The 25,385-nt window shown below is 73.0% G+C and carries 22 protein-coding genes; 14 read left to right on the top strand and 8 right to left on the bottom strand.

The genetic code is table 11. From position 1 onward, the window contains the following. Positions 1-26: 26 nt before the first annotated feature. Positions 27-1,016 (top strand): aldo/keto reductase, encoded by a 990-nt coding sequence (locus tag AB0K02_RS03985; protein ID WP_365990771.1) that lies wholly within the window; start codon positions 27-29, stop codon positions 1,014-1,016. A 132-nt stretch (positions 1,017-1,148) separates the two neighbouring features. Here the strand turns inward: AB0K02_RS03985 and thpR are convergent, their stop codons facing one another. The 3 genes from thpR to AB0K02_RS03970 all read right to left on the bottom strand — a co-directional run bounded on the left by thpR (position 1,149) and on the right by AB0K02_RS03970 (position 4,113). After that, complete coding sequence (gene thpR / locus AB0K02_RS03980) at positions 1,149-1,718, bottom strand: RNA 2',3'-cyclic phosphodiesterase (protein ID WP_365990770.1); 570 nt, start codon at positions 1,716-1,718, stop codon at positions 1,149-1,151. Positions 1,719-2,289: 571 nt separating this feature from the next. Further along, on the bottom strand, positions 2,290-3,639 hold the full coding sequence (locus AB0K02_RS03975; protein ID WP_365990769.1) for an MFS transporter: 1,350 nt from the start codon (positions 3,637-3,639) through the stop codon (positions 2,290-2,292). Between the two features lie 27 nt (positions 3,640-3,666). Continuing rightward, positions 3,667-4,113 (bottom strand): MarR family transcriptional regulator, encoded by a 447-nt coding sequence (locus AB0K02_RS03970; RefSeq protein WP_365990768.1) that lies wholly within the window; start codon positions 4,111-4,113, stop codon positions 3,667-3,669. Between the two features lie 147 nt (positions 4,114-4,260). On the opposite strand from AB0K02_RS03970, the gene AB0K02_RS03965 reads away from it, so the two are divergent. Beyond that, positions 4,261-4,443 carry a ribbon-helix-helix protein, CopG family gene (locus tag AB0K02_RS03965; protein WP_365990767.1) on the top strand — a complete coding sequence of 61 codons (183 nt, stop codon included), beginning with the start codon at positions 4,261-4,263 and terminating at the stop codon, positions 4,441-4,443. A 10-nt stretch (positions 4,444-4,453) separates the two neighbouring features. On the opposite strand, the gene AB0K02_RS03960 is transcribed toward AB0K02_RS03965, so the two are convergent. Beyond that, positions 4,454-5,908 (bottom strand): NCS2 family permease, encoded by a 1,455-nt coding sequence (locus tag AB0K02_RS03960; RefSeq protein WP_307714864.1) that lies wholly within the window; start codon positions 5,906-5,908, stop codon positions 4,454-4,456. A gap of 180 nt (positions 5,909-6,088) precedes the next feature. Here AB0K02_RS03960 and AB0K02_RS03955 point away from each other — a divergent pair, with 180 nt between their 5' ends. The 3 genes from AB0K02_RS03955 (at position 6,089) to AB0K02_RS03945 (ending at position 10,327) form a co-directional block, all read left to right on the top strand. Next, complete coding sequence (locus AB0K02_RS03955) at positions 6,089-6,382, top strand: DUF2530 domain-containing protein (RefSeq protein ID WP_365990766.1); 294 nt, start codon at positions 6,089-6,091, stop codon at positions 6,380-6,382. Between the two features lie 159 nt (positions 6,383-6,541). Continuing rightward, positions 6,542-9,007: an HAD-IC family P-type ATPase gene (locus AB0K02_RS03950; RefSeq protein WP_365990765.1), complete on the top strand. Its 2,466-nt coding sequence runs from the start codon at positions 6,542-6,544 to the stop codon at positions 9,005-9,007. Between the two features lie 225 nt (positions 9,008-9,232). Then, positions 9,233-10,327, top strand: a complete 1,095-nt coding sequence (locus tag AB0K02_RS03945; protein ID WP_365990764.1) for a hypothetical protein — start codon at positions 9,233-9,235, stop codon at positions 10,325-10,327. 133 nt (positions 10,328-10,460) lie between these two features. Here AB0K02_RS03945 and AB0K02_RS03940 read toward each other — a convergent pair whose 3' ends face one another. Next, positions 10,461-13,619 carry a molecular chaperone Hsp90 gene (locus AB0K02_RS03940; RefSeq protein ID WP_365990763.1) on the bottom strand — a complete coding sequence of 1,053 codons (3,159 nt, stop codon included), beginning with the start codon at positions 13,617-13,619 and terminating at the stop codon, positions 10,461-10,463. Between the two features lie 703 nt (positions 13,620-14,322). Continuing rightward, entirely contained in the window at positions 14,323-15,264 is a 942-nt protein-coding gene (locus AB0K02_RS03935) for a DUF3027 domain-containing protein (protein ID WP_365990762.1), read from the bottom strand. Positions 15,265-15,622: 358 nt separating this feature from the next. Between AB0K02_RS03935 and AB0K02_RS03930 the strand changes: the two genes are divergently transcribed. The 4 genes from AB0K02_RS03930 (at position 15,623) to AB0K02_RS03915 (ending at position 19,489) form a co-directional block, all read left to right on the top strand. Then, a complete protein-coding gene (locus AB0K02_RS03930) occupies positions 15,623-16,972 on the top strand; it encodes an MFS transporter (protein ID WP_365990761.1) in 1,350 nt (449 codons plus the stop codon). A gap of 438 nt (positions 16,973-17,410) precedes the next feature. Next, on the top strand, positions 17,411-17,893 hold the full coding sequence (locus tag AB0K02_RS03925; RefSeq protein WP_365990760.1) for a DUF2771 domain-containing protein: 483 nt from the start codon (positions 17,411-17,413) through the stop codon (positions 17,891-17,893). 34 nt (positions 17,894-17,927) lie between these two features. Then, positions 17,928-18,599 carry a futalosine hydrolase gene (locus tag AB0K02_RS03920; RefSeq protein WP_365990759.1) on the top strand — a complete coding sequence of 224 codons (672 nt, stop codon included), beginning with the start codon at positions 17,928-17,930 and terminating at the stop codon, positions 18,597-18,599. Continuing rightward, on the top strand, positions 18,596-19,489 hold the full coding sequence (locus tag AB0K02_RS03915; RefSeq protein WP_365990758.1) for a 1,4-dihydroxy-6-naphthoate synthase: 894 nt from the start codon (positions 18,596-18,598) through the stop codon (positions 19,487-19,489). Before AB0K02_RS03920 ends, AB0K02_RS03915 begins: the two co-directional genes overlap by 4 nt. Positions 19,490-19,499: 10 nt before the next feature. Here the strand turns inward: AB0K02_RS03915 and AB0K02_RS03910 are convergent, their stop codons facing one another. Next, positions 19,500-19,883, bottom strand: a complete 384-nt coding sequence (locus AB0K02_RS03910) for a cold-shock protein (protein ID WP_215177820.1) — start codon at positions 19,881-19,883, stop codon at positions 19,500-19,502. Positions 19,884-20,064: 181 nt separating this feature from the next. Here AB0K02_RS03910 and AB0K02_RS03905 point away from each other — a divergent pair, with 181 nt between their 5' ends. After that, positions 20,065-20,319 carry a hypothetical protein gene (locus AB0K02_RS03905; protein ID WP_365990757.1) on the top strand — a complete coding sequence of 85 codons (255 nt, stop codon included), beginning with the start codon at positions 20,065-20,067 and terminating at the stop codon, positions 20,317-20,319. A 63-nt stretch (positions 20,320-20,382) separates the two neighbouring features. Here the strand turns inward: AB0K02_RS03905 and AB0K02_RS03900 are convergent, their stop codons facing one another. Beyond that, complete coding sequence (locus AB0K02_RS03900; protein ID WP_365990756.1) at positions 20,383-21,012, bottom strand: HAD family hydrolase; 630 nt, start codon at positions 21,010-21,012, stop codon at positions 20,383-20,385. A gap of 108 nt (positions 21,013-21,120) precedes the next feature. Here AB0K02_RS03900 and AB0K02_RS03895 point away from each other — a divergent pair, with 108 nt between their 5' ends. The 4 genes from AB0K02_RS03895 to AB0K02_RS03880 all read left to right on the top strand — a co-directional run bounded on the left by AB0K02_RS03895 (position 21,121) and on the right by AB0K02_RS03880 (position 25,211). Beyond that, entirely contained in the window at positions 21,121-22,131 is a 1,011-nt protein-coding gene (locus AB0K02_RS03895) for an iron ABC transporter permease (RefSeq protein WP_365990755.1), read from the top strand. 202 nt (positions 22,132-22,333) lie between these two features. Further along, a complete protein-coding gene (locus AB0K02_RS03890) occupies positions 22,334-23,407 on the top strand; it encodes an iron chelate uptake ABC transporter family permease subunit (protein WP_365990754.1) in 1,074 nt (357 codons plus the stop codon). After that, positions 23,404-24,231, top strand: coding sequence for an ABC transporter ATP-binding protein (locus AB0K02_RS03885; protein WP_365990753.1), 828 nt, complete (start codon positions 23,404-23,406; stop codon positions 24,229-24,231). The genes AB0K02_RS03890 and AB0K02_RS03885 overlap by 4 nt, the downstream gene beginning before the upstream one ends. Beyond that, complete coding sequence (locus AB0K02_RS03880; RefSeq protein WP_365990752.1) at positions 24,228-25,211, top strand: iron-siderophore ABC transporter substrate-binding protein; 984 nt, start codon at positions 24,228-24,230, stop codon at positions 25,209-25,211. The genes AB0K02_RS03885 and AB0K02_RS03880 overlap by 4 nt, the downstream gene beginning before the upstream one ends. The last annotated feature ends 174 nt before the right edge of the window (positions 25,212-25,385 follow it).

Here is a 25,385-nt window from a genome sequence, read left to right as displayed (position 1 = left end):
GACTCGAAGCAGTTGGCTTGGACTCCATGAGGTACACGCAGCTCGGACGCACCGGACTCAAGGTCAGCCGACTCGTCCTGGGGACGATGAACTTCGGGCCCCAGACCGACGAACCCACCAGTCACACCATCATGGACGCCGCACTCGACGCGGGCCTGAACTTCTTCGACACCGCCAACGTGTACGGCTGGGGCGAGAACAAGGGCCGCACCGAGGAGATCATCGGCAACTGGTTCGCCAAGGGCGGCGACCGCCGCGACAAGGTCGTGCTCGCGACCAAGGTCTACGCGAACATGGCCGCCGACGGCGACCCGTGGCCCAACCACGACCGGCTCTCCGCCCTCAACATCCGCCGCGCCGTGGACGCTTCGCTGAAGCGGCTGCGGACCGACTACATCGATCTGTACCAGTTCCACCACATCGACCGCCGCACGCCCGTCGAGGAGATCTGGCAGGCGATCGACGTCCTGATCGGGCAGGGCAAGATCCTCTACGCCGGCTCCTCCAACTTCCCCGGCTGGAAGATCGCCCAGACCAACGAGACCGCGCGCAGGCTCGGCTCGTACGGGCTGGTCAGCGAACAGTGCCTGTACAACCTCGCGGAACGACGCGCAGAGATGGAGGTCATCCCGGCCGCGCAGGAGTACGGCCTCGGGGTCATCCCCTGGTCGCCGCTGCACGGCGGACTGCTCGGCGGCGTGATCAAGAAGGAGGTCGGGGGCGGCCGGCGCGCTTCGGGCCGCTCGGCGGACGCGCTGGCCAACACGGCCGTGCGCGCCCAGGTCCAGGCGTACGAGGACCTGCTGGAGAAGCACGGCCTGGAGCCGGGCGAGGCGGCGCTGGCGTGGCTGCTGACGCGGCCCGGAGTGACCGGCCCCATCGTCGGCCCGCGCACGGCCGCCCAGCTGGAGTCCGCGCTGCGGGCGGTCGAACTGGAGCTGTCCGAGGAGGTCCTCACGTCCCTGGACGAGATCTTCCCTGGCCCGGGGCCCTCGCCGGAGGCCTTCGCCTGGTGACGCCGCAGGCGCGCCGTGGCGGCGGTGACCGGGCTATTCGCCGGCCAGGGCCGCCACGGCGATGATCACGAACATGAGCACCAGAACGGCGGCCATGATCTGGTTGCGAGTCTTCGGGTTCACCCGTCGAGGTTAACCCGCGGGCTTCAGCGGCCAGGAATCGACCACCTCGTAGCGCGGATGCGCACCCGGCGCGCCGCCGCCCGGGAGGCTGCTGCGGACCAGCGAGAGCTCCTCCACGTGCCAGGGGGAGCCCTCGAAGTCGTCGAGCGCCTCGACGTACGGGCGCAGGTCCGTGTCCTCGCGGGCGCGGGCGATGGTCAGGTGCGCGTGGTAGCTGCGGTGCTCGTCCATGTCGATGCCGGAGCGGCGGGCGGCAGCGTCGGCGCGCTCGGCGAGCAGCCGCATCGCGTCCAGCCCGCCGGCGGCCCCGGCCCACAGGGCGCGCCGCCCGAAGCGTCCGCCGCGGTGCAGGCGCAGCGGGAACGCCTCGGTCCGGTGCGCGGCCCGCGCGAGGCGCTCCCGCAGCTCGGGCACGAGGTCGTCGCCGACCTCGCCCATGAACGCGAGCGTGAAGTGCCACCCGTCCCGCGCGGTCCACCGCAGCCGGTCGGCCCCGGCCATGCCGCTCAACCGGTCGACGGCGAGCCCGAGTTCGTCCACGGCGGGTTCGGGCGGGAGGACGGCGGCGAAGAGTCTCATGCGCCCAGTGTGCCGCGTTCCCCACCCGGTGACTCCGCCTTCCGGAGCCACCGCGCCTTCCACGCCGGCGGGGCTTCTCGTACGCGGCGCTCTCGTCGGGGCTCCGTCCCAGGCCTCGCGCCTCAATCGCCGGCGGGGCTGCATTCAGGGGCTCCGCCCCCGCGCCCCGCGCTGCCCCCACGGCCGCCAGGCGGTAGGGGGAGGGCGGGGTCGGGGAAAGCGCCCTCCGCAGGAGCCACCCCCCAGGGCGAACCCCCGAAGGGGGACCGGGGCAGCGCCCTCGGTTGCCAGGTGGGGTACCGCCCACAGCCGCCAGGCCGTAGGGGGAGGTCGAGGACACCGCGCGAAGCGCGGTGCGGGGTCTGGGGCGAAGCCCCAGTTCGGGGAGGGGCGGGGTGGGGAAGGCCCTCGCCGCAGGCCCCACCCGCAGCAGCCACGCCCAGGGGCGGAGCCCGAAAGGGACACGGGGCAGCGCCCCCGGTTTCGAGGGGGTACCGCCCACGGCCGCCAGGCCGTAAGGCGGGGGTCGGGGTCGGGGAAAGCGCCCCCGTCCCCGCGGCCCCCGGGCCGCCTACGCCGCAGTCGCCAGGCGGTCCCGTTCCACGAAGCGCACCTGTGGGTGGCCGCGGTGCCAGCCCACCGAGAGGCGCAGGCCGCCGACCCGGGCCAGCATCACGCCGACGCCCACCGCCGCGAGCGCCGCCACCGCGCCGCCCGCCGCGAAGCCGACGCGCGCGCCGTACGTGTCGGTGACCCAGCCCACCAGCGGCGCGCCCACCGGCGTGCCGCCCGTGAACACCATCATGAACAGGCTCATCACACGGCCCCGCATCAGCGGATCCGTCGCCATCTGGACGCTGGAGTTCGCCGTGACGTTGACCGTCAGGCCGAACATGCCGATCGGGACCATCAGCGCCGCGAAGATCCAGAACGCCGGGGCGAACGCCGTGACGACCTCCAGCACACCGAACAGCACCGCCGCGCCCACGAGCATCCGCAGCCGGGACGTGCCGCGCCGGGCCGCGAGCAGGGCGCCCGCGAGCGAACCGGCCGCCATCAGGGTGTTCAGCAGGCCGTACGTGCCGGCACCGGAGTGGTAGACGTCGTCGACGAAGGCCGACAGCCAGATCGGGAAGTTGAAGCCGAAGGTGCCGATGAAGCCGACGAGCACGATCGGCCAGATCAGCTCGGGCCGGCCCGCGACGTAGCGCAGACCCTCGCGCAGCTGGCCCTTGCCGCGCGGCGCTCGCTCCACCTTGTGGAGTTCGGAGGGCCGCATCATCAGCAGTCCGACGAGGGGCGCGAGGAAGGACAGGCCGTTGAGCAGGAAGGCGTAGCCGCTGCCGACGGCGGTGATGAGCACACCGGCGACGGCGGGGCCCACCAGCCGGGCGGACTGGAAGTTCGCGGAGTTCAGCGAGACGGCGTTGCGCAGCTGGTCGGGGCCGACCATCTCGGCGACGAACGACTGCCGGGCCGGGTTGTCGACGACGGTGACGAGGCCCAGCAGGAACGCCGTGAGGTAGACGTGCCAGACCTGGACGTGGCCGCTGAGCGTGAGCACGGCGAGCGCCAGGCCGGTGAGGCCCATGGCGGCCTGGGTGACGAGAAGCAGCCGCCGCTTGGGCATGCGGTCCGCGATCACACCGCCGTACAGGCCGAACAGAAGCATGGGGAGGAACTGCAGCGCGATGGTGATGCCGACGGCGGAGGCGGATCCGGTCAGGCTCAGTACCAGCCAGTCCTGGGCGATGCGCTGCATCCAGGTGCCGGTGTTGGAGACCACTTGTCCGGTCGCGAAGAGCCGGTAGTTACGGATCCTCAGCGAGCTGAACATGGTCTGCTTGCGGTCGGGTCGGTCGGTTGTGGAGTCGTTGGCGGTCGGTGCGGGGGCGGAGTCTGCTCCGGATCCCGTACTCAAAGGGGTTCGCCTCCTCGGCGTCGGCGGTTACGGCAGATGTGCGAGCTTCTCCAGCACGGGGGCGGCGGCGCGCAGCGTGGCCCACTCGTCCTCGTCGAGGCCCTCGGCGAGGGACGTCAGCCAGGCGTTCCGCTTGCGGCGGCTCTCTTCGAGCATGGCCTCGGCCTGCTCGGTCTGGCTGACCACCTTCTGCCGGCGGTCCTCGGGATGCGGCTCCAGCCGGACCAGTCCCTTGGCCTCCAGGAGCGCGACGATCCGGGTCATCGACGGCGGCTGGACGTGCTCCTTGCGGGCCAGCTCACCAGGGGTGGCCGAGCCGCAGCCGGCCAGGGTGCCGAGCACGGACATCTCGGTCGGGCTCAGCGATTCGTCGACGCGCTGGTGCTTCAGGCGTCGGCCCAGCCGCATGACGGCGGAGCGCAGCGCGTTCACTGCGGCGACGTCGGCGTCAGTACCGTGGGACAGGTCAGGCATGTTCATTAGCATAACTCATTACCCTCGCTAAAGACCAGTCCCCATCTGCCCCACTGGTCACGGTTTTGATCGATGTATCACCCATATGAGTGAGACTGAGTCCGAAAGTGACCCACGGGCTCCGGCGGTCCGGCGACCCTGGCCCGTATGGGATCGACAGTGCTCAGCCTGCGGATAGACGGTGAGCTGCTCGACCGGCTCCGGCAGCACGCCGCCAGACGACAAATGAGCGTCCAGGACTATGTGGTCCGAACGCTCATTCGCGACGACTTCGACGAACGCTTCAAGGCGGCCGTCGACGAGACGGAGAAGTTCTACGGGATGGCCTGACGGCCCCGGCTCACGTCAGACCGAGCGCCGGCATCGCGTAGAAGAAGACGAACACGGCCGACACCGCGTACATCGCGACGGGCACCTCGCGCCCGCGCCCCGTCGCCAGCCGCAGCACGCTGAACGCGATGAAGCCGAGGCCGATGCCGTGCGTGATCGAGTAGGTGAACGGCATCATCACCATCGCCAGGAACGCGGGCGCGGCGATCGTGAAGTCGCTCCAGTCGATGTCCTTGACGGAACCGGCCAGGATCAGGAAACCGACCGCCACCAGCGCGGGCGTCGCCGCCTGGGACGGGACCATCGTCGCGAGCGGCGTGAGGAACAGCGCCAGCGAGAACAGCAGGCCCGACACGACGGACGCGAGTCCCGTACGGGCGCCTTCGCCGACACCGGCAGTGGACTCGACGAAGCAGGTGTTGGCGGAGCAGGAGGCGGCGCCTCCCGCGGCGACGGCGAGGCCGTCGACGACCAGCACCTTGTTGATGCCGGGGTAGTTGCCGTCCTCGTCCATCAGCTCGGCCTCGTCGCCGACGGCGAGGATCGTGCCCATCGCGTCGAAGAAGCACGACAGCAGCACGGTGAAGACGAACAGGACACCGGTCAGCACGCCCACCTTCTCGAAGCCTCCGAACAGGCTGACCTGGCCGAGCAGCCCGAAGTCGGGGGTCGAGACGGGGTTGCCGGGCCACTCGGGCGTGGTCAGACCCCAGGACGCGACGTCCGCCACGGCGTTGACGATCACCGCGAGGACGGTCATCACGACGATCGAGATGAGGATCGCGCCCGGCACCTTGCGAATGATCAGCGCGAGGGTGAGCAGCGTGCCGAGGGCGAAGACCAGGACCGGCCAGCCGAGCAGGTGACCGCCGGTGCCGAGCTGGAGCGGCACGGTGGTGTGGGCGGCGTCGGGAATACGGGTGACGAACCCGGAGTCGACGAGGCCGATGAGCATGATGAACAGGCCGATGCCGATGGCGATCGCCTTGCGGAGCCCGAGCGGCACCGCGTTCATCACGCGCTCGCGCAGGCCGGTGGCCACCAGCAGCATCACCACGAAGCCCGCGAGCACCACCATGCCCATCGCGTCGGCCCACGCCATCTGGGGCGCGAGCTGGAGAGCGACGACCGTGTTCACGCCGAGTCCGGCGGCGAGCGCGATCGGGACGTTGCCGATGACGCCCATGAGGAGCGTGGAGAACGCCGCCGTGACGACGGTGGCGGTGACGAGCTGGCCGCCGTCGAGCTGGTGACCGTACATGTCCTTGGCGCTGCCGAGGATGATCGGGTTCAGCACGAGGATGTAGGCCATCGCGAAGAAGGTGGCGAACCCTCCGCGGACCTCGCGCGCGACCGTGGAGCCGCGCTCCGAGATCTTGAAGAAGCGGTCCAGGCCGCCGACGGGCTGCGGGGGCGTGGGGGGCAGGCCGGGGGAAGCGACCTCGGCGGTGGCCGTGGGGGACATGCGGGACCTTTCTCACCCGGTTCCCGTGGGGGACACGCAAGAGGTTCATACGAAGGAAACCGGTCTGGCACAAACTCGTTCAGTATGAACGCATAAAGGCGAAAATCGGTATCTCCGCGCGTAGACCCCGCGGGCCCCGGGCCTCGCAGCCGCTTCCCTACCCGCACCTACACTGTGCGCATGGCGAAATGGACCCCCAGGCACGAGGCACCCGAGCCCCTTGAGGGGCCGGTCGTCGCCACCATCACCGGCGGCACGATCCTGTGGTTCGTCATGTTCCTCGCCCAGGTCCCCTTCTACGGCTGGTTCGCCGACCGCGACCTGACCTGGTGGGTGTGGACCTGCCTGGCCGGTGGCGGCCTCGGCCTGATCGGCATCTGGTACGTGCGCAGCCGGGACGCGGCGATCAAGCGGGACCGGGACGCACGCGAGGTCGAAGCGGCCGGGCCGCCCGAGGCCGGGCCGGGGACCTGACGCACGACCGCCCGGTCCGCGAGCGACCGCGGGGCGGCCCGCGGAACTCCGCCGGACCCCCCGGCCCGTAGGATCTCGGGACCTTTCGCGTCCTCCTCCGGTCCGGTCCTGCGCCCGCCCGGGGGGTGAAGCGCCCGCGCCCGCCGTACCGTCGAAACCATGACGCAGCGGGCGGAGACCGACATGGACGGCGAGGAGCCCCGCGGACCCGTCGTCGACACGGGCGCCGAACTCGACCCCGTACGCCCCCGGCAGCCACCGCGCCCCAAGCCGTCGGCCACCGCTCCCGCGACCGGGCTGACCGCGGACCAGGTCGCCGAACGCGTGGCCCGCGGCGAGGTCAACGACGTGCCGGTGCGCAGCTCGCGCTCTGTCGTCGACATCGTCCGCGCCAACGTCCTCACCCGCTTCAACGCGATCATCGGCGTGCTGTGGGTGATCATGTTCTTCGTCGCGCCGATCCAGGACAGCCTCTTCGGTTTCGTGATCATCGCCAACACCGGCATCGGCATCGTGCAGGAGCTGCGCGCCAAGAGGACCCTCGACTCCCTGGCCGTCATCGGGGAGGCGAGACCGCGCGTACGGCGCGACGGCGTCGCCTCCACCGTCTCGACGTCCGACATCGTGCTCGGCGACCTCGTCGAACTCGGGCCGGGGGACAAGGTCGTCGTCGACGGCGAGCTCGCCGAGGCCGACAACCTGGAGATCGACGAGTCGCTGCTGACCGGCGAGGCCGACCCGGTGCTCAAGCAGCCGGGCGACCAGGTGATGTCCGGCAGCTTCGTCGTGGCCGGCGGCGGCGCGTTCACGGCGACGAAGGTGGGCCGGGAGGCGTACGCGGCCCAGCTCGCGGAGGAGGCGTCGCGGTTCACGCTCGTCCACTCCGAGCTGCGTTCCGGAATCTCCACGATCCTCAAGTACGTGACCTGGATGATGGTCCCGACCGCGATCGGCCTGATCATCAGCCAGCTCGTCGTCAAGGACACCGACCTCAAGGACTCGGTCGCCCGCACCGTCGGCGGCATCGTGCCGATGATCCCCGAGGGGCTCGTGCTGCTGACGTCGGTCGCCTTCGCGATCGGCGTGATCCGCCTCGGCCGCGAGCAGTGCCTCGTCCAGGAACTGCCCGCGATCGAGGGCCTGGCCCGCGTGGACGTCGTGTGCCTCGACAAGACGGGCACGCTCACCGAGGGCGGGATGGACGTCACGGAGCTGCGGCCGCTGGGCGGGACGGACGAGGCGTACGCACGGCAGGTGCTCGGTGCGCTCGGGGAGTCCGATCCCCGGCCGAACGCCTCGCTGCAGGCGATCATCGAGGCGTATCCGGACAGCGAGGAGTGGCGCTGCACGGAGTCGCTGCCGTTCTCCTCGGCGCGCAAGTACAGCGGTGCGAGCTTCAGCGAGGGCAACGGGGAGACGTCCACATGGCTGCTCGGCGCGCCCGACGTCCTGCTGCCGGACGACGACCCGGCCCTCGACGAGATCGACGCCCTCAACCGGCAGGGCCTGCGGGTGCTGCTGCTCACCAGGGCCGCCGAGGGACTCGACGCGCCGTCCCCGGCCGACGGCGCGAAACCGGCGGCCCTGATCGTCCTCGAACAGCGGCTGCGGCCCGAGGCGCCCGCGACCCTGCGCTACTTCGCGGACCAGAACGTCGCGGCGAAGATCGTCTCCGGGGACAACGCGGTCGCGGTCGGCGCGGTCGCGGACAAGCTGGGGCTGCCGGGCTCGGCCCGTACGGTCGACGCCCGCCGGCTCCCGGCCGAGCGGTCGGCGATGGGCGCGGAGATCGACGCGAACGCGGTCTTCGGCCGGGTCAGCCCGCAGCAGAAGCGCGACATGGTGGGCGCGCTCCAGTCCCGCGGCCACACGGTCGCGATGACCGGCGACGGCGTCAACGACGTCCTGGCGCTGAAGGACGCGGACATCGGCGTCTCGATGGGCTCCGGCTCGGAGGCCACGCGCGCCGTGGCGCAGATCGTCCTGCTCAACAACAGTTTCGCGACGCTGCCGTCCGTGGTGGCCGAGGGCCGCCGGGTGATCGGCAACATCACGCGCGTGGCCACGCTCTTCCTGACGAAGACGGTGTACTCCGTCCTCCTCGCGATCCTCGTGGTCTGCTCCCAGGTGGAGTACCCGTTCCTCCCCCGGCACCTGACGCTGCTGTCCACGCTCACCATCGGCGTCCCGGCCTTCTTCCTCGCCCTGGCGCCCAACAAGGAGCGGGCCAAGCCCCACTTCGTACGGCGGGTGATGCGCTACGCGATCCCGGCGGGCCTGATCGCGGCGGCGGCGACGTTCTCGACCTACCTGCTGGCGCGCTCGCACTACAGCGGCCCGGGCGCGCTGGACGCGGAGACGAGCGCGGCGACGCTGACGCTGTTCCTGGTCGCGATGTGGGTCCTCGCGATCATCGCCCGGCCCTACACATGGTGGCGGATCGGCCTGGTGGCGACGATGGGCGCGGGCTTCCTGCTGGTGCTGGCCGTCCCGTGGCTCCAGGACTTCTTCGCGCTGAAGCTGGTCGGCGTGACGATGCCGTGGACGGCGGTGGCGATCGCGGGGTGCGGTGCTGCGCTGCTGGAGTTCGCCTGGCGTGTGGTGGGGCGGCGGATGCCGGGGTAGGGCCGGGCACCTCACCCGTGCGGGACCGTGGCCGACCGGCCGTCAGGTCCCGACGCCGGCCGCTCCCGTCGTGCTCGGCACTCGGCCCCCGGCCGCCTGGGCGTACGTGCGCGTCCCCGTGCCGTACCGGAATCGTCACGGCCGAAGCACAGCGGCGGATACGCCCCGGCCCCGGTGTTTGCATGGCCTGCGATCGCCGCGGAGCACGACAGAGGGAGACCGGGCATGGCACTACAGCGACGGCGAAGGGGTGCGCTGTTGACGGCCGGTGCGGCCGTCGCCGTTCTCGCGACCGGTGGCTGCGGCGACGAGCCCCCGGAGAACCGCGGCAGCGAATCCCCCGAGACCCCTTTGGTGACCGCCCTGTCCCAGGTCCGCTTCGCCAACCAGGGCTACGTGGAGTTCGGGGACCTGGCCGCGCAGCGCGCCGCCGGGATGGCACCGGACGACCCCACGTCGCCGCTGTACGGCTACGGATGGTCGTCGACGGCCGTGCGCCAGGGCGTCGTCAGGCGGACCCTCGGGCTGGACGGCGGCAAGGCGGACCGCGCCCTGCAGATCGGGCGCGGCCGCTCCGCCGGACGCTTCGACGGCGCCGACACGGCCGCGGTCGAAGCGGGAGCACGGAAGCTCGACGGCAGGAAGGACGGCACGATCGGACCGCTGGACCGTTGGCGGCTGGCCCCGGATGACAGGATCCAACCGACCGGCCCGCTCGCCGCGCTCTCCCCTGCCGGCGAGTTCAACGTCCTCGGCGTGGGCGGCGGCACCGTGGTCCGCGCCCCGAACGGCGCCCTCGCCGACGAACTCACCGCCGACGGCAAGGGCGACACCCTCGCCACCGACAAGAGGTACCGGGCGAGCGCGGAGTGCCTGGGTACGCCGCTGGCCGCGCTCCTGGACAGCGACCTCACGGCGAGCGGCGAGGTGGGTACGTACGTGCTGGCCGCCGGTGTCACGGGCACCGACGACGCCCGCCTCGGCCAGACCGCCTGTCGCACCGCCCTGTCGAAGCAGGCGGCGGAGATCGTCGCAGAGGCCGTGCGGGAACGTCTCAGGACCGGCCGCACCGCGAACGCCGTGCCGTGGAGCGACCTGCTCACCAAGACCGAGGTCGACGTCGTCACCGGCTCGGGACCGACGTACACCGTCCGCCTGACCGCCACCTCGCGGAAGAGTCCCCGCCTGATCCTCGACCTGACCCGCGACGGCGATCTGTCCACGCTCTTCGCCGGCCCCCCGAGCCTGGACCACGAGGGATATCCGGACTCAGAAGCACGGAGCTCCCTGCGGATCCTGCCCCTCGGGCTTCCCGAGTAGAAAGAGGCACCCCTCCCGCTGTTCGCGGGAGGGGGCCCGTTCCTGGACTTTCTCCGATTTCCCGTCGCCGTGGCTCGCTGGGCCCTCGTCAAAGGGGGAACGCGTCCGGCCCGCCCGCCTGCCCGGTGAGCCGCTACGCGTCGAACCAGCGCGCCCGTTCCAGCTCCACCGTCCGGGACGCGTCCTCCAGCAGCGCCGCCACCTCGAAGCGGCGCGGCCACTGGGCCGTCGACCAGGCCAGGGCAGCCGCCACGCCCTCCAGCGTCGCGGCGTGCAGCACGCCGTCCGGGGTGCGGCGCCAGTCGAGCTCGACGCCGCCCGCGATCAGCTCCTCGTGCTCGACGTACGTCGCGGGCGTGGAGGGACCCAGCAGGGTCCGTACGGACTCGGGGACCTCGTGCTCCTCGCCCTCGGTCGTGACCTCCGCCGTGACCGCCTCGCTCAGGCGGCGCACCTGGAACAGCTCGGCCAGGTCCGCGGCGCGCGAGGGCGCCACCGGGAGCAGGGGCAGCCCTGCGGTGAGCGGCAGCAGGTCCGGGGTGTCCGCCACGACCGCGTCGCCCGCGTCCACGACCACCACCTCGCCGTCCACCACGGCCCGCAGCTCGTCGGGGAGCGTGACCTGCTCCGGGTCGAGGTCGGCCAGCGCCGTGTACAGGGCGTGCAGCCGGTCGGCGCGCACCGGGCGGCCGGGGTCGGCGAGGCGCGCCAGCAGCTCCGCCGCGCCGCCCGGCTCGTCGAGCAGCGCCGCGACGGACGTCCGTACGCCGAGGGCGTGCAGCACCTGCGCGTCCTCGAAGCCGGTCGTGTCGGCCGACTCGTACAGGCCCTCCAGCAGCGGGTCCGCGCCCGCCGCGCGCAGGCCGGCGGGGCGGCGGCCGTCGAGCACCGGATGGTCGCGCAGCCACCACGCCGTGTACGGCCGCACCGTCTGCGTCGTGCCGTCCGGCAGCAGGATGCGTACGGGCTGCGTCAGCGCGTCCCGCAGCGGCGGCTGCGCCAGCAGCGCGAGGGCCTGTGGCCAGCAGTCGTCGTCCACCAGATCCAGGTCGCGCACCGCGACGATCTCCGTGGCGACCGGCGGCACCGGTGTCTCGGGCAGCCGGTCGAGCACGTCCTCGCACCACACGTCGACCGCGTCGAGCAGCCCGGCGTCGTCCGGCTCGGCGAAGTCGCCCTCGCGGGGCTCGAGTTCGTCGGGGTCGAGGACCACGTCCGAGGCCCGGACCAGGGCGAAGTTCGCGAGGACGCCGCAGGCGGCGAGCGGCTGCTCGCCCCAGCGTTCGGCCAGTTCGGCGTCGCACAGCGCGAGTTCGCCCTCGCGCATGACCGAGGCGAACGGGCTGCCGGGCAGCACGAGTTCGCCCGCGGGCGCGAGCTCCCCGTCCTCGTCCGTCAGCGCCAGCGCGCCCAGCCACGGCTCGTCACCGGGCTCCAGCTCCGCGTCCCGCACGAGCGCGAGGACGGTCTCGGCCAGTTCCTCGGCGTCGAGGGTGTCCGCTGCGTCCTCCCCGACTCCGTCGTACCAGACCTCTCCCTCGTCGAGCGACGCCGCCACCGCCGTCCGCACCTGCGGCGTCGTCAGCACGGCGCGCGGAGTCGCGGGCAGTGCGCCCAGCTTCTCCAGCAGGGGGTGCGCGGCGTCCGGGTGGACGACCTTCAGCCCGAGACGGGCCAGGTGGGGCGGGGTGTCCGCGAGAGGGAGCAGCGTCTGGCGGGGGCCGATGGTCGTCCGGTTGTCCGCGAGAGGCACGGGCAGACCCGACAACCGGTCCGGGTCGACGCCCGCGAGGCTGTCGTAGAGCCTGCGCCACCACCCGGGTTCGCGTTCCAGACCGGCGAGGCGGTCGATCGCCTCCGTCAGCGGCACCCGCGCGACACCGAGCGTGCGCAACTCGACCCGGCGCTCGAGACCGGCGGGCAGCAGGCTCGGCAGCACGTCGGCCAGGACGCGTACGGTCTCGGCGCCCGCGCCCTCCAGGACCTCCGCCTCGATGGGCCGCAGGGCCCGGTGCGCCTCGCGGCCGGGCAGACCGGAGTCGTCGTCCGTGTGCTCCCACGGCGCGGCGGCCTCCAGGAACGCCGTACGCGCAAGCCGCGCGAGGATCGCCGCCCGCAGCCTCCCGTCCAGCTCGCCCTTGCCGAGCGGGCCGGGCACCAGGTCGATCGTGCCGGTGCTCACCGGCCGCCACTCGCCGAGCAGTTCGGCGTACGCGTCGGCCGCGCGCTCCACCAGGAAGTCGGTCAGCGGTCCGGGCGCCGGGTGCCGGCGCGTCGTGTCCAGCGGCAGCGAGGCGATCAGCAGCGCGGGTACGCCCAGGGGTTCGTCGGTGGGCGTCGGCGCGTGGACGACGGGCGCGGTGTCCGGGCGGGCCGGGGCCCCGTCGACCTCGACGGGCACGGCCCAGGTGACGGACCAGTGCGGGCGCAGCCGCTCCTCGACGGGCCGGTCGGCGAGCAGCGCGGACTCGATCGGCCCGGCGTGACTCACCACGCGCCAGCGCCGTTCGCCGCGGGTGCTGTCCTCGACCCGTACGTAGGCGCCGTGCGTGCTGCGCCGCAACTCCCGTACGCCGTCCGGCGTCTCGATCACGATCTCGGCGAGTCCCGGGAGCGTCAGCAGGAGAGCGTCGTCGATCCCGGCGAGCAGCCGCTCCACGAGATCGACCGCGGCCCCGTCCCGCAACGGCAGGACCACGACCGTGTCGTACCCCTCGGGCGCGCTGCCCTCGGCGGGCAGCGGGAGCCGCAGCAGCGGCACGTGGCCGTCACGGCGGCGCAGTTCGTCGCCGAGACCGGGGCTGGCCTCGGCCGCATGCCAGGCGAGTTCCCGCGCCTCGGCCAGGGACCAGCGCACACCGCCGTGGCGGCCGATGACGGCGGGCTCGTCGCTGACCGCGAGGACGGCGGCGAAGCCGACGCCGAAGCGGCCGACGGACGTCTCGTGGCCCTCGCGCTTGGCGGAGGCGCGCAGGGTGCTCAGCGACTCGACGCCGGTCGCGTCGAGCGGCGCGCCGGTGTTCGCGGCGGCCAGCACGGTGGGCTCGCCGCCCGTGCCCGGCCGCAGTGTGAGGCGCAGCCGCCCGGGCACCTGGGCGCGGGCGGCGGCGTCGGCGGCGTTCTGCGCGAGCTCGACGACGAGCCGGTCCCGGTAGCCGCCGAGCGCGAGGTCCTCCTCGGCGTTGGCGTCCTCCCGGAAGCGTGCCGGGCTGGCCGCCCACGCGTCGAGCACACCGCGCCGCAGCCGCGCCGTTCCGAACGGGTCGGCCCACTCGGTCGTCCTGACGCTCACGCTGTGACTCCGCCCTGCCGGTGCCGCATGCCTGCGGCGGCCTGTGTGTTGCTGCTGGGGCCGAAGGTACCGCGTACGGGAGTTCCGTAACGTGGCGGGCGGCTGCGGGGGCGTGCCTTTCAGCCCGTTCTGGAGGCACCACGTATGGCCGCCGGGCCGGTAAGGGGAGATCGAGGACGTGCCCGCAGGGCATGCCCTGCCACCGGACCCGTCGCGCAACCCCGTCGTCGGGGCTCCGCCGCGAACCCCACGCCTCAAACGCCGGCGAGGCTGAACGAGCCAGCCGGCAAGCCCAGCACTCGACGAGCCGCAACCCGCCCGGCCCGCGGGCCCAACGGCCCGCGAGGCCGAACGTGCCCAGCCCGCAAGCCCAGCCCCCGGCGGGGCGTGTTCCCAGCCCGTCCGGGGCACTCCGCCGGCCACGGCCGCCGAGCCGAAGAGGGAGACTGACGACGCACCCGCAGGAGATGCCCTGCCACCGGGACCCATCGCGCAACCCCGTCGTCGGGGCGCCGCCCCGAACCCCACGCCTCAAACGCCGGCGAGGCTGAACGAGCCAGCCGGCAAGCCCAGCCCCCCGAAGCTGAGATCCCGCCCGTGGGCCCAGCGCTCGACGAGGCCGAAATCGCCCAGCCCGCGGGTGCAGCGTGCTGAACGCGGCTCGCCCTGGGGCCCGAGAGGGCGGACCTGCCGGCCGGAGAGGCTAGGAGTGGCCCAGGTCCTCCGACTCCGCGTCCGTCTCCGGCGACACCGACCCGCTGTCGCGCGCCGGCCGCAGCGGGAATTCGTCCGCCGCCATCGAGTCGAGTACCGGCGGCGGCGGCACCGGCGGCTTCGGCATCACGGCCGCCTCCGAGTGACCACCGCAGCCGTAAGCCAGCGACACCACGTGCCCGTCCGCCGGCGAGAACTCGTTCGCGCACACGCCGAACGCCTGCCGCAGCGAGCCCGCGATCGGCACCAGGAAGGCGCACGTCACGCACGACGCCGGAGCCGCCTGCGCCATCGCTGTCTTCGGGCCGAAGGACTCGTCCCAGCGGTCCGCCGCCGTGTGCAGCCCGTACCGGGACAGCACCCGGGCCCGGCGCATGCCGAGCTCCTCGGCCAGCGCCGCGATCTGGCCGCGCCCGTTGTTGTCGGTCGCCTCGACGGCCGGCCTGCGGTCGGTGAGCTCGGCGTCCTCGGCGTCGACCCGCTCGACCAGGTCGTGCGACGGCGGATGCTCGGCGAGCACCGAGTTCGGCGGGGGCTCGTCCTCCCCCGTGTAGCCGGGCTCGAGCCGCAGGTCGTCGGCCTCCGTGGGCAGCAGGTCTCCCGGCCCCATGTCGCCCGGCCGCAGCCGCTCGCTCCACGGCACCCACTCCGGCGCGAGGAGCGCGTCCGGACCGGGCAGCAGGACGGTTTCGTCGAGCGTGACCACCTTGGCGCGGGACGCGCGGGCGACGGTCACGGCCCAGCGCCAGCCCCGGTAGCCCGGTTCCTTGCACTCGAAGAAGTGGGTGACGACCCGGTCCCCCTCGGAGACGAGGGACACATGCTCGCCCACCACTCCCGGTGCAGCGGCCTCCTCGGCCGCCTCCCGGGCGAGGTCTACCGCCTCGGCGCACAGACGGTCGGGGGTACGGCTTCGCGTCGTCGCACTCACAGGTCTCGCTTCTCTCCTACGCCGTCTCACGGGTGCGCCTGCCGGGCCGACAGGTACGGGGCCGTGGGCGGAGCGGACCAGAGGGCCGCATCGACGTCCACGCCCGGACCGATCCGTTTCCGGGCACACCTGACGTCATCCATTCTGCGGGATGCCGAAGAGGCGCGCGGCCGAGAACAACCGCCGGTGGCGCGCTACGCACGCTACCCCTTTCGCAGCTCCCCGCCCACCTGCCCGTCGCAACACGGGACGAACCGACAGGCCGCGCTGTCCGCATCGCGGACGCCATCGGCGGCCAACACGCCGCCTCCGCGCGGAGCACGGTTCGCGCCGAAGGGGGTTGGGGCACTATGACGAGGTGGCAGCCGCGAGGTCGTCCGAGACGTCCGGGCCGCTCCGACGAGCGGGCCGGAAGGTCGGGCGTGCCCTGCACCTGCCGTTCACCGGCACCGCGCGCGGCATCCGCAAGGCGACCCACGCGCACGGCGCGGGCGAGTCGGGCCTCGGAAAGCTGATCGAACTGCACGCGGTCAACGGCGCGGGTGACGTCATGATCACCGTCGCGCTCGCGTCCACCGTGTTCTTCTCCGTGCCGACGGACGAGGCCCGCGGCCGGGTCGCGCTCTACCTCGCCATCACGATGGCACCCTTCACGCTGCTCGCTCCCGTGATCGGCCCGCTGCTCGACCGCCTCCCGCACGGGCGGCGCGCGGCGATGGCGGGCGCGATGCTCGCCCGAGTGCTGCTGGCGCTGCTGCTGTCGGGCGCGGTCGCGACCGGCGACCTGGAGCTGTATCCGGCCGCGCTCGGCGTGCTCGTGTCGTCCAAGGCGTACGGCGTGGTGCGCAGCGCCGTCGTGCCCCGACTGCTGCCGCCCGGCTTCTCGCTGGTGAAGGCGAACTCCCGGGTCACACTCGCCGGCCTGCTCGCCACGGGCATCGCCGCGCCCGTGGGGGTGGGTCTGCAGCAGATCGGGCCCCAGTGGCCGCTGTACGGGGCCTGCGCGCTGTTCCTGCTGGGCACCTACTGGGCCTTCACGATGCCGCACAAGGTGGACTCGGCGAAGGGAGAGCGCAAGGCGCACATGCTGACGCACGGCGAGAAGAAGCCGAGCCTGCGCACGGTGGGCCCCTCGGTGCTGCACGGCCTCCAGGCGAACGCGGCGCATCGCGCGCTGTCCGGGTTCCTGATCTTCTACCTGGCGTTCCTGCTGCGCGAACATCCGCTGCCCGGCCAGTCGGCCGCGGTGTCGCTCGGCATGGTGGGCGTGGCGGCGGGGGTGGGCAACGCGCTGGGCACGGCCGTGGGCGCGTGGCTGAAGGCGCGCGGCCCTGAGCTGATCATCGCGACGATGCTGGCGGTGGTGCTGACCGCGGCGGTCCTGTCGGCGGTGTTCTTCGGCACGGGCATGGTGGCGGTCCTGGGCGCGGCGGCGGGCTTCACGCAGGCGCTGTCGAAGCTGTCACTGGACGCGCTGATCCAGCGGGACGTGCCGGAACAGGTCCGTACGTCGGCGTTCGCGCGCTCGGAGACGCTGCTGCAGATGTCGTGGGTGCTGGGCGGGGCGATCGGCATCGCGCTGCCGCTGAACGGCTCGCTGGGGATGTCGGTGGCGGCGGCGATCGTGGCGGCGGGTGCCGTGTCGGCGGGGCGCGGCCTGCTCTCCTCGGCCCGCCGCGGCGACGCGCCGCGCCCGCGGGTGGCATGACGCCCGCGCCGGCTCCGGGCTGCTCCTCGGCCTCCGCCGAGCCACGCCGCACACACGGACCGTGCCCCGTCCAGCCCCGCCCGTCCGAGGCACGGGGCCCGTAGCAGAGGCAAGGCGCCGCGCCCACGGAGCCGGCCCACCCCCGCCCCGCCGGCGCTTGAGGCGCGGGCCCGGGGCAGAGCCCCACAGGCGCGCCGCGCCTACGGACCCGGCCGCATCCAGTCCCCCGCGCGAGGCACGGGGGACGGGGCAGAGCCCCGCGACCGGGTCGGCGCTCCGGCCCCGGTCACCCGGTGGCGCCGCACGGCCTGCGGCCGTGTCCTCCATCGCCGGACGGGCTGGAAACGCACGCCCCCGTGAGCCGCACGGGCCGGGCGGGAGACACGCGCCCCGTACCCCCGCGCCGCCGTGACCGTCGCGCCCGATAGCCTTCGGACCATGACCGTTGCGTTCTTCTCCGGCAAGCGCCGCCGGACCGCTGCCGCTCTCGGCGCTGTCTCCGCCGGGCTCCTCGTCCTCTCCGCCTGTGGCGACAAGCCGACCCCGCTCGCGACCGTGACGGTCGGATCGGACTCGGTCCACACCGAAGCGACCTGCTACAACGACGGCGAGGCGCTCAAGGAGTCCGAGGTCCAGAAGTGCCTCACCAAGGGCACTCCCACCAAGATCAAGTTCGCCGTCGACGACAAGGTCCGCCTCGGCGTCGACCCGGAGATCGCCGACAACGGCTGGACGCTGCTCTTCGGCGTGCAGCCCGTCGAGCAGGAGCCGTACAAGAAGTCGTACCGGACCATCCCCGGCAACGCCTTCTTCTCGTCGCAGACCGGCGAGCCGACCACCAAGGCCGACGTCAACATCATGGAGACGAAGGGCAAGAAGGTCATCGGCATCTACCGCTTCCAGTTCGAGAAGGCCTCCTGACCCGCAGGACCCGCAGGACCCGGAGGGCACCCTCGTGCGCGTCCTTGTCGTGACCGCCGTGGCGGCGGAGGCCGAAGCCGTCGCCACGGGGGACCCCGGCGTCCTCCCCGGCGGCTACGCCCTCACCCGTACGCCGTCGCTCGACGTCCTCGTCGCCGGCGTCGGACCGGCCGCCGCCGCCGCGGCCACCGCCACCGCGCTGACGGCCGCGCCCGAGCCGTACGGCCTCGTCGTCTCCGCCGGCATCGGCGGCGGCTTCGCCGCGCACTGCCCGGTGGGCTCCCTCGTCGTCTCCGACGCGATCGTCGCCGCCGACCTCGGCGCCGACACCCCCGACGGCTTCCTCCCCGTCGACGCCCTCGGCTTCGGCCGCACCGTCCACCTGCCGCCCGCGCGGCTGTCCGCGCGCATCGCCGAGGCGGTCGGCGCGGTGCACGCGCCCGTCCTCACCGTCTCCACGGTCACCGGCACCGCGGCCCGCGCCGACGAGCTGACCGCACGTCACCCCCGCGCCGCCGCGGAGGCCATGGAGGGCTTCGGGGTCGCCGAGGCCGCCGCCGCCCACGGCGTGCCGGTGGTCGAGATCCGCGCGGTCTCCAACGCCGTGGGGCCCCGCGACCGCGCCGCCTGGCGCATCGGCGAGGCGCTCGGCGCGCTGCGCGGTGCGTTCCAGCAGCTCGCCCCCGTCCTCCAGGAGCAACCGTGACCCTGCAGATCGCCTACTCGCCCTGTCCGAACGACACCTTCGTCTTCGACGCCTGGGCACACGGCCGCATCCCTGGCGCACCCGAGCTGGACGTGACGTTCGCGGACATCGACGTCACGAACGCATGGGCCGTGCGCGGTGGGGCCTCCCTGGCGGCGCCTCCCGGACGGAGTCCGGGGGAGAAGCGAGGGGAGGAGTTCGACGTGCTGAAGGTGTCGTACGCGGTGCTGCCGTGGGTCCTCGACGAGTACGCGCTCGTCCCGTGCGGCGGCGCGCTCGGCCGCGGCTGCGGCCCTCTCGTGCTGACCCGCGAACCGGGCGGCGACCTGGCGGGCAGGACGGTCGCGGTGCCGAGCGAGCGCTCGACCGCGTACCTGCTGTTCCGGCTCTGGGCCGCCGACGCCGTCCCGGCCGGGGTCGGCGAGGTGGTCGTGATGCCGTTCCACGAGATCATGCCCGCCGTGCGCGACGGCAAGGTGGACGCCGGGCTGGTCATCCACGAGGCCCGCTTCACCTACCAGCGGTACGGGCTCCACGCGCTCGCGGACATGGGCGAGCACTGGGAGCGGACGACGGGACTGCCCATCCCGCTCGGCGCGATCATCGCCAAGCGCTCGCTGGGCGCCGAGATGCTGCGCCGGGTGGCCGACGCCGCGCGGACGTCCGTCCGCATGGCGTGGGACGACCCCGACGCGTCCCGGCCGTACGTGCTGGAGCACGCCCAGGAGATGGACCCGGCCGTCGCGGACCAGCACATCGGGCTGTACGTGAACGAGTTCACCCACAACCTGGGCGACGACGGTTACGCGGCCGTGCGCGGCCTGCTGACGCGCGCGGCGGCCGAGGGGCTGGTACCGCCCCTCGGCCGGGATGCGCTGTCGTTCGTCTGAACGCCGGGCGTCACACGTCCAGCTGGTCCGCGACCGCCCTCAGCAGGCCGGCGATCTTCTTGCCGTGCACCTTGTCGGGGTAGCGGCCGCGCTCCAGCATCGGCGTGATGTTCTCCAGAAGCGTCGTCAGGTCCTGCACGATGGACGCCAGCTCGTCCGGCTTGCGCCGCTGGGCCGCCGCCACGGAGGGGGTCGGGTCGAGCAGCGTCACCGACAGCGCCTGGTCGCCGCGCTGGCCCGCCACCACGCCGAACTCGACGCGCTGGCCCGGCTTGAGGACATCCACGCCGGAGGGGAGCACGGAGGAGTGCACGAAGACGTCGCCGCCGTCGTCGCGTGAGAGAAAGCCGAAGCCCTTCTCGCTGTTGAACCACTTGACTTTGCCGGTGGGCACGTCTGTCCTCGTCCTCGTACTCGTCGGGCGCTGGGGGCACCGCGGGCGGGCGCCGAAAAAACGGCTCTGGATAGCACTACAGCGGGTCGCCTGACCCGCCACCCCCAAGGCTAATGGTCCAGAGGCTGGTGACAAGACGTCCCCGATCGGTTCCTACGCGCAGGGGAACTACCCTGGCCGAATGACTGCTACTCCTCCCGCAGCCGCTCCCGCCCCGGGTGACGGGCTGGTGCGCGTCGGCGGCATCGTCTTCGTCGTCGGCGCCGTCGCCACTCTGGTCACCGTCGCCCCGCTGTTCCTGGGCACGGAGCCGTTCCCGACGGTGGCGTACGTCGTGAGCATGCTGATGGGCGTCGGATTCCTGATCGCCGCGGCCGGGGTGCTGCGGTCGGTCGCGGCGCAGCGACGTCAGGCCAAATCCGCTCGGTCGCGGTAACGACCGCAACAGGATTCGGTTTACGGCGCCGGGGGACGCCCCCGGCGCGGCGGTGCGCCGGCGTCAGGCCCTCGCGTGGCTTCGCAGCCAGTCGGGGAACGCGGTGAGGTCGTCCAGGATCACGTCCGCGCCCGCCCCGCGCAGTTCGTCCGCGTCGCAGGGGCCGGTCGGCACGGCCACCGAGAGCGCGCCGGCGACCCGCGCGCCGCGCACGTCGCCGATGTGGTCACCGACGTACACGCTCGCGCCGTGCTCGCGCAGCGCCTCCGCCTTGGCCTCCGCCCACAGCCAGCCGACGACCTCGTCCGGGGCGATGCCGAGATGGGCGAGGTGCAGCTTGGCGTTGGGTTCGTGCTTGGCGGTGACGACGACGGCGCGTCCGCCGAGCTCCTGGACCGCCTCGATCGCCTCGCGGGCGCCGGGCATCGCGAGCGTCGGCGCTATCGCGTGCTCCGGGTAGATCTCCCGGTAGCGGTCGCCCATCTCCTGGATCAGCTCGTCCGGGAACCAGTGCGCCAGCTCCTGCTCCAGCGGCGGCCCGAGACGGGTGATCGCCAGGTCCGCGTCGATCCACACCCCGCTCTCGGCGGACAGTGCCCGGTAGGCGGCGTGGATGCCGGGGCGCGAGTCGATGAGGGTCATGTCGAGGTCGAATCCGACGGTGGGCGGCTGCGGTGCGGTTCGGATGGCCATGCCGGCCATTGTGCCGGGGGGCGTGCGGCCCCCTCGGAGACGGCGAATTCCGGACGCCTAGACTTAGCCAAGCCTTACCAACCTGGGTCCTCTCTGCGATAGGTGTCCATGTCAGCCAGACGCGCTCAAACCGTCCGCCGTGTCGGCTGGACGGCGGCGGCCGCGGCGGCTCTGCTGCTGGCGGTCCTGCTCAGCCTCGCCGTCGGGGCGCGCGCGGTCGCGCCGTCGGCGGTGCTCGACGCCCTGCTGCACGGCGCAAGCGGCCCGGACGCCGAGGTCGTCCGGGAACTGCGCGTACCGCGCACCCTGATCGGCCTGATGGTCGGCGCGGCGCTGGCGATCGCGGGCGCGGCCCTGCAGGGCATCACCCGCAACCCGATCGCCGACCCGGGCATCCTCGGCATCAGCCAGGGCGCGTCGGTGGGCGTGGTGCTGGCGATCGCGTTCGCCGGCATCCACACGCTCACGGGGTACGTCTGGTTCGCGTTCGCGGGCGCGGCCCTCGCGTCGGTCGCGGTGTACGCGATCGCCTCCAGCGGCCGCGGCGGTGCGACACCGGTGAAACTGGCCCTGGGCGGCGCGGCGATCAACGCGCTGCTGGTGTCGGTGACGATGGGCGTCCTGACGATGAAGGCGGCGGCGCTGGACGAGTTCCGCTTCTGGCAGGTCGGTTCGGTGGCCGGACGCGACGCGGAGATCGTGCAGCAGGTCTGGCCCTTCCTTGTGGTGGGCACGGTGCTGGTGGTCGCGGTGGCCCGCGGCCTGGACGCACTGGCCCTCGGCGAGGACGTCGCGAAGGGCCTCGGCCAGAACGTGGCGACGGTACGGATCGTGGGCGGCGTCGGCGCGACGGTGCTGACGGGCGTGGGCGTGGCGGCGGCGGGCCCGATCGCGTTCATCGGCCTCGCGGTCCCGCACATCGCCCACGCGATCGTGGGCAGCGACCACCGCTGGCTCCTGCCCATGGCCGCGCTGATCGGACCCGTGATGCTGCTCGTGTCGGACGTGCTGGGCCGTGTGGTGTTCGCGCCGAGCGAGATCCCGGCGGGCGTGATGACGGCGCTGATCGGCGTGCCGTTCCTGGTGACGCTGGTGCGGCGCAAGGCGGTGCCGGCGTGACGTCTTCCCCTGCCCGCCCCATCCCCAACCGGGGCTCCGCCCCAGGCCCCTGGGGCCCAGCGCCCCGGCGGCCGCGCGCCGTGCGGGGCTCCGCCCCGTGCCCCGTGCCGCGCTCCGCGCGGTGTCCTCAATCTCCCCCTACGGCCTGGCGGCCGTGGGCGGGGGTCCCCGACGGGCTGACAAAGCCCACGTGGAGGACCGCATGACCGCCGGCACCATCGACCGCGTCCGCCCCGCCGGGTACACGCTCGCCCGCGCCGGGCGCGCCAGCTTCCTGCTGCACCGGCGCGCCGCGCTCGTCGCCGTCGGGCTCACCGCCGTGCTCGCCGCCGCCTGCGTCGCCTACCTCGGCGTCGGCGAGAGCTTCGTCGCGCCGGCCGAGGTGCTGAAGGTGGTCCTCGGACAGCCGTCCCCCGACGAGCTGGTCGTCGGCACGCTGCGGCTGCCCCGGCTCGTCGTCGGGCTGCTCGCCGGCGCCGCCTTCGGGATCGCCGGCGCGCTCATCCAGACCGTCGCGCGCAATCCGCTCGCCAGCCCCGACATCATCGGCATCAGCCAGGGCGCGAGCGCGCTCACGGTCGCCGCGCTGACCTTCGGCGTCACCTCGTACGCCGCTCTGCCGTACCTCTCCGTCACCGGCGGCATCGTCGCGGCCGCGCTCGTGTACGTCTTCGCCTGGCGCGGCGGTCTGCACGCCACCCGCTTCGTCCTCATCGGCATCGGCTTCGCGATCGCGCTCCGCTCCGTCACCACCCTGGTCATGACCAAGGGCGACTATCTGGTCGCCCAGCAGGCCCAGATCTGGATGACCGGTTCCCTCAACGGCCGCGGCTGGGACGAGGCCGGGCCGCTCGGCTGGACGCTGCTCGTCCTGCTGCCCGCCGTGCTGTGGGCGGCCCGCGCGCAGCGCACCGTCGCGATGGACGACGACACGGCGACCGCGCTCGGCGTGCGGCTCGGGCGCGTCCGCCTGGGGCTGGTGCTGCTCGGGATCGTCCTCGCGTCCGTCGCGACCGGCGCCGCCGGCCCCGTCGACTTCGTCGCCCTGCTCGCGCCGCAGATCGCCCGCCGCATGACCCGCACCGCGCAGATCCCGCTGCTCTGCTCCGCCCTGATGGGCGCGGTGATCGTCGTCCTCGCCGACCTGCTGGCGCGGCGGCTGTTCTCGCCGACCGAGCTTCCCGTGGGCGTGCTCACGGCCGCCGTCGGCGCCCCGTATCTGATCTGGCTGATCGTCCGCAGCCACACCGGTCGTACCGCTGGAGGCAATTCGTGAGCAGGCTGACGGCGCGCGAGCTGACGCTCGCCTACGAGGACCGCACGGTCGTGCACGAACTCGACCTCGCCGTGCCCGACGGGAAGGTCACCGTCATCGTCGGCCCCAACGCCTGCGGCAAGTCGACGACGCTGCGGGCCCTGGGGCGGCTGCTGAAGCCGAAGGGCGGCGCGGTGCTGCTCGACGGCCAGGAGCTGGCGAGGATCCCGACGAAACGGATCGCGCAGGCGATCGGGCTGCTGCCGCAGTCGCCCGTCGCACCGGAGGCCATCACCGTCGCGGACCTCGTCTCGCGCGGCCGCCAGCCGCACCAGGCCTGGTGGAAGCAGTGGTCCGACGAGGACGAGCGCGCGGTCACCGACGCGATGACCCGCACCGACGTCACCACCCTGGCCGACCGCCCGGTCGACGAGCTCTCCGGCGGCCAGCGCCAGCGCGTGTGGATCGCGATGGCGCTCGCGCAGGAGACGGATCTGCTGCTGCTGGACGAGCCGACGACCTACCTCGACATCGCCCACCAGGTCGAAGTGCTCGATCTCGTACGGCAGTTGAACCACGAGCGCGGCCGCACCGTCGTCGCCGTCCTGCACGACCTCAACCAGGCCGCCCGTTACGCGGACCATCTCGTCGCCATGAGGGCGGGCCGGATCGTGGCCGAGGGCCGGCCGGGGGACGTCGTCACCGCCGAACTCGTCCGTGAGGTCTTCGGAATGGAGTCCGTGGTCGTCCCCGACCCGGTGACCGGCTCGCCGCTCGTCGTACCCGGCGCGCCCTACACCCCGTCACCCCCCGTCCCCCCGACCGAAAGGGTCTCCTCCTCATGACCACGTCCCTCCGCCGCCACGGCCTCGTCGCCGGTTCCCTCGCGCTGGCCGCCGCGATGACGCTCGCCGGGTGCGGTTCCTCGGACTCGTCCTCGAAGTCCGGCTCCGCGGACCCGTCCGCGGCCGGCGGCACGCACACGGTGAAGACCGCCATGGGGGACGTCGAGGTGCCCGACGCCCCGAAGCGCGTCGTCGTGCTCGACACCGCCGAGCTGGACTCCGCGATCACGCTGGGCGTCGAGCCGGTCGGCGCGACGCACACCGACACCGAGTCCGGCTTCCTGCCCTACCTGCCGAAGGACAAGGTCGCGGGAATCAAGGACGTCGGCGAGATGATGACGCCGAACCTCGAGGCGATCGCGGCGCTGAAGCCCGACCTGATCCTGACGTCCAAGATCCGGCACGGCGCGAAGTACGCCGAGCTGAAGAAGATCGCGCCGACGGTGATGACGGAGACGACCGGCTACCCCTGGAAGGAGAACTTCCAGCTCCACGCGGACGCGCTCGGCAAGAAGGCCGAGGCGACGAAGGTCGTCGCGGAGTACGAGGCCCACACGAAGAAGGTCACCGACGCGCTCGGCGGCAAGGACAAGGCGGCGGCGACCGAGGTGAACGTGGTCCGCTTCGTCGAGGGCGCGGACATCCGCATCTACGGCAGGCAGAACTACATCTCCACGATCCTCGCGGACGTCGGCCTCGGCCGCCCGGCCGTGACGGACAAGGCCAAGGACGGCTTCTCGTACGACGTGAGCCCCGAGAAGATCGACCTGGCGGACGCGGACGTGGTCTTCCACTCGACGTACGGCGACCCGAAGAAGGCGAAGCAGACGCAGACGCTGGACGGCGCGCTGTGGAAGGGGATGTCGGCGGTGAAGAACGACAAGGTCTTCGCCGTGGAGGACGAGCTGTGGATCCAGGGCATCGGGTACACGGCGGCGGCGAAGATCCTGGACGAGCTGCAGGCGGATCTCACGAAGTGAGGTGACGGGGGGTGGGTGCGGCGGTTGGGGGCCGCTGCGCGGGCTGTCCCCACCCCGCCCTCCCCCTACGCCTGGCGGCGTGGGAGGTACCCCCATCCCGAACCGGGGGGCTCTGCCCCCCGGCCCCCCGCGCCTCAAACGCCGGCGAGGCCGATTTCGCGGAGCGAAATCCAG

It is taken from the genome of Streptomyces sp. NPDC049597, assembly GCF_040675505.1.
In the GTDB taxonomy this organism is placed as follows: Bacteria; Actinomycetota; Actinomycetes; order Streptomycetales; family Streptomycetaceae; genus Streptomyces.
Note: the sequence above shows the minus strand (reverse complement) of the source record. Positions and strands in the feature narration are given on the sequence as shown.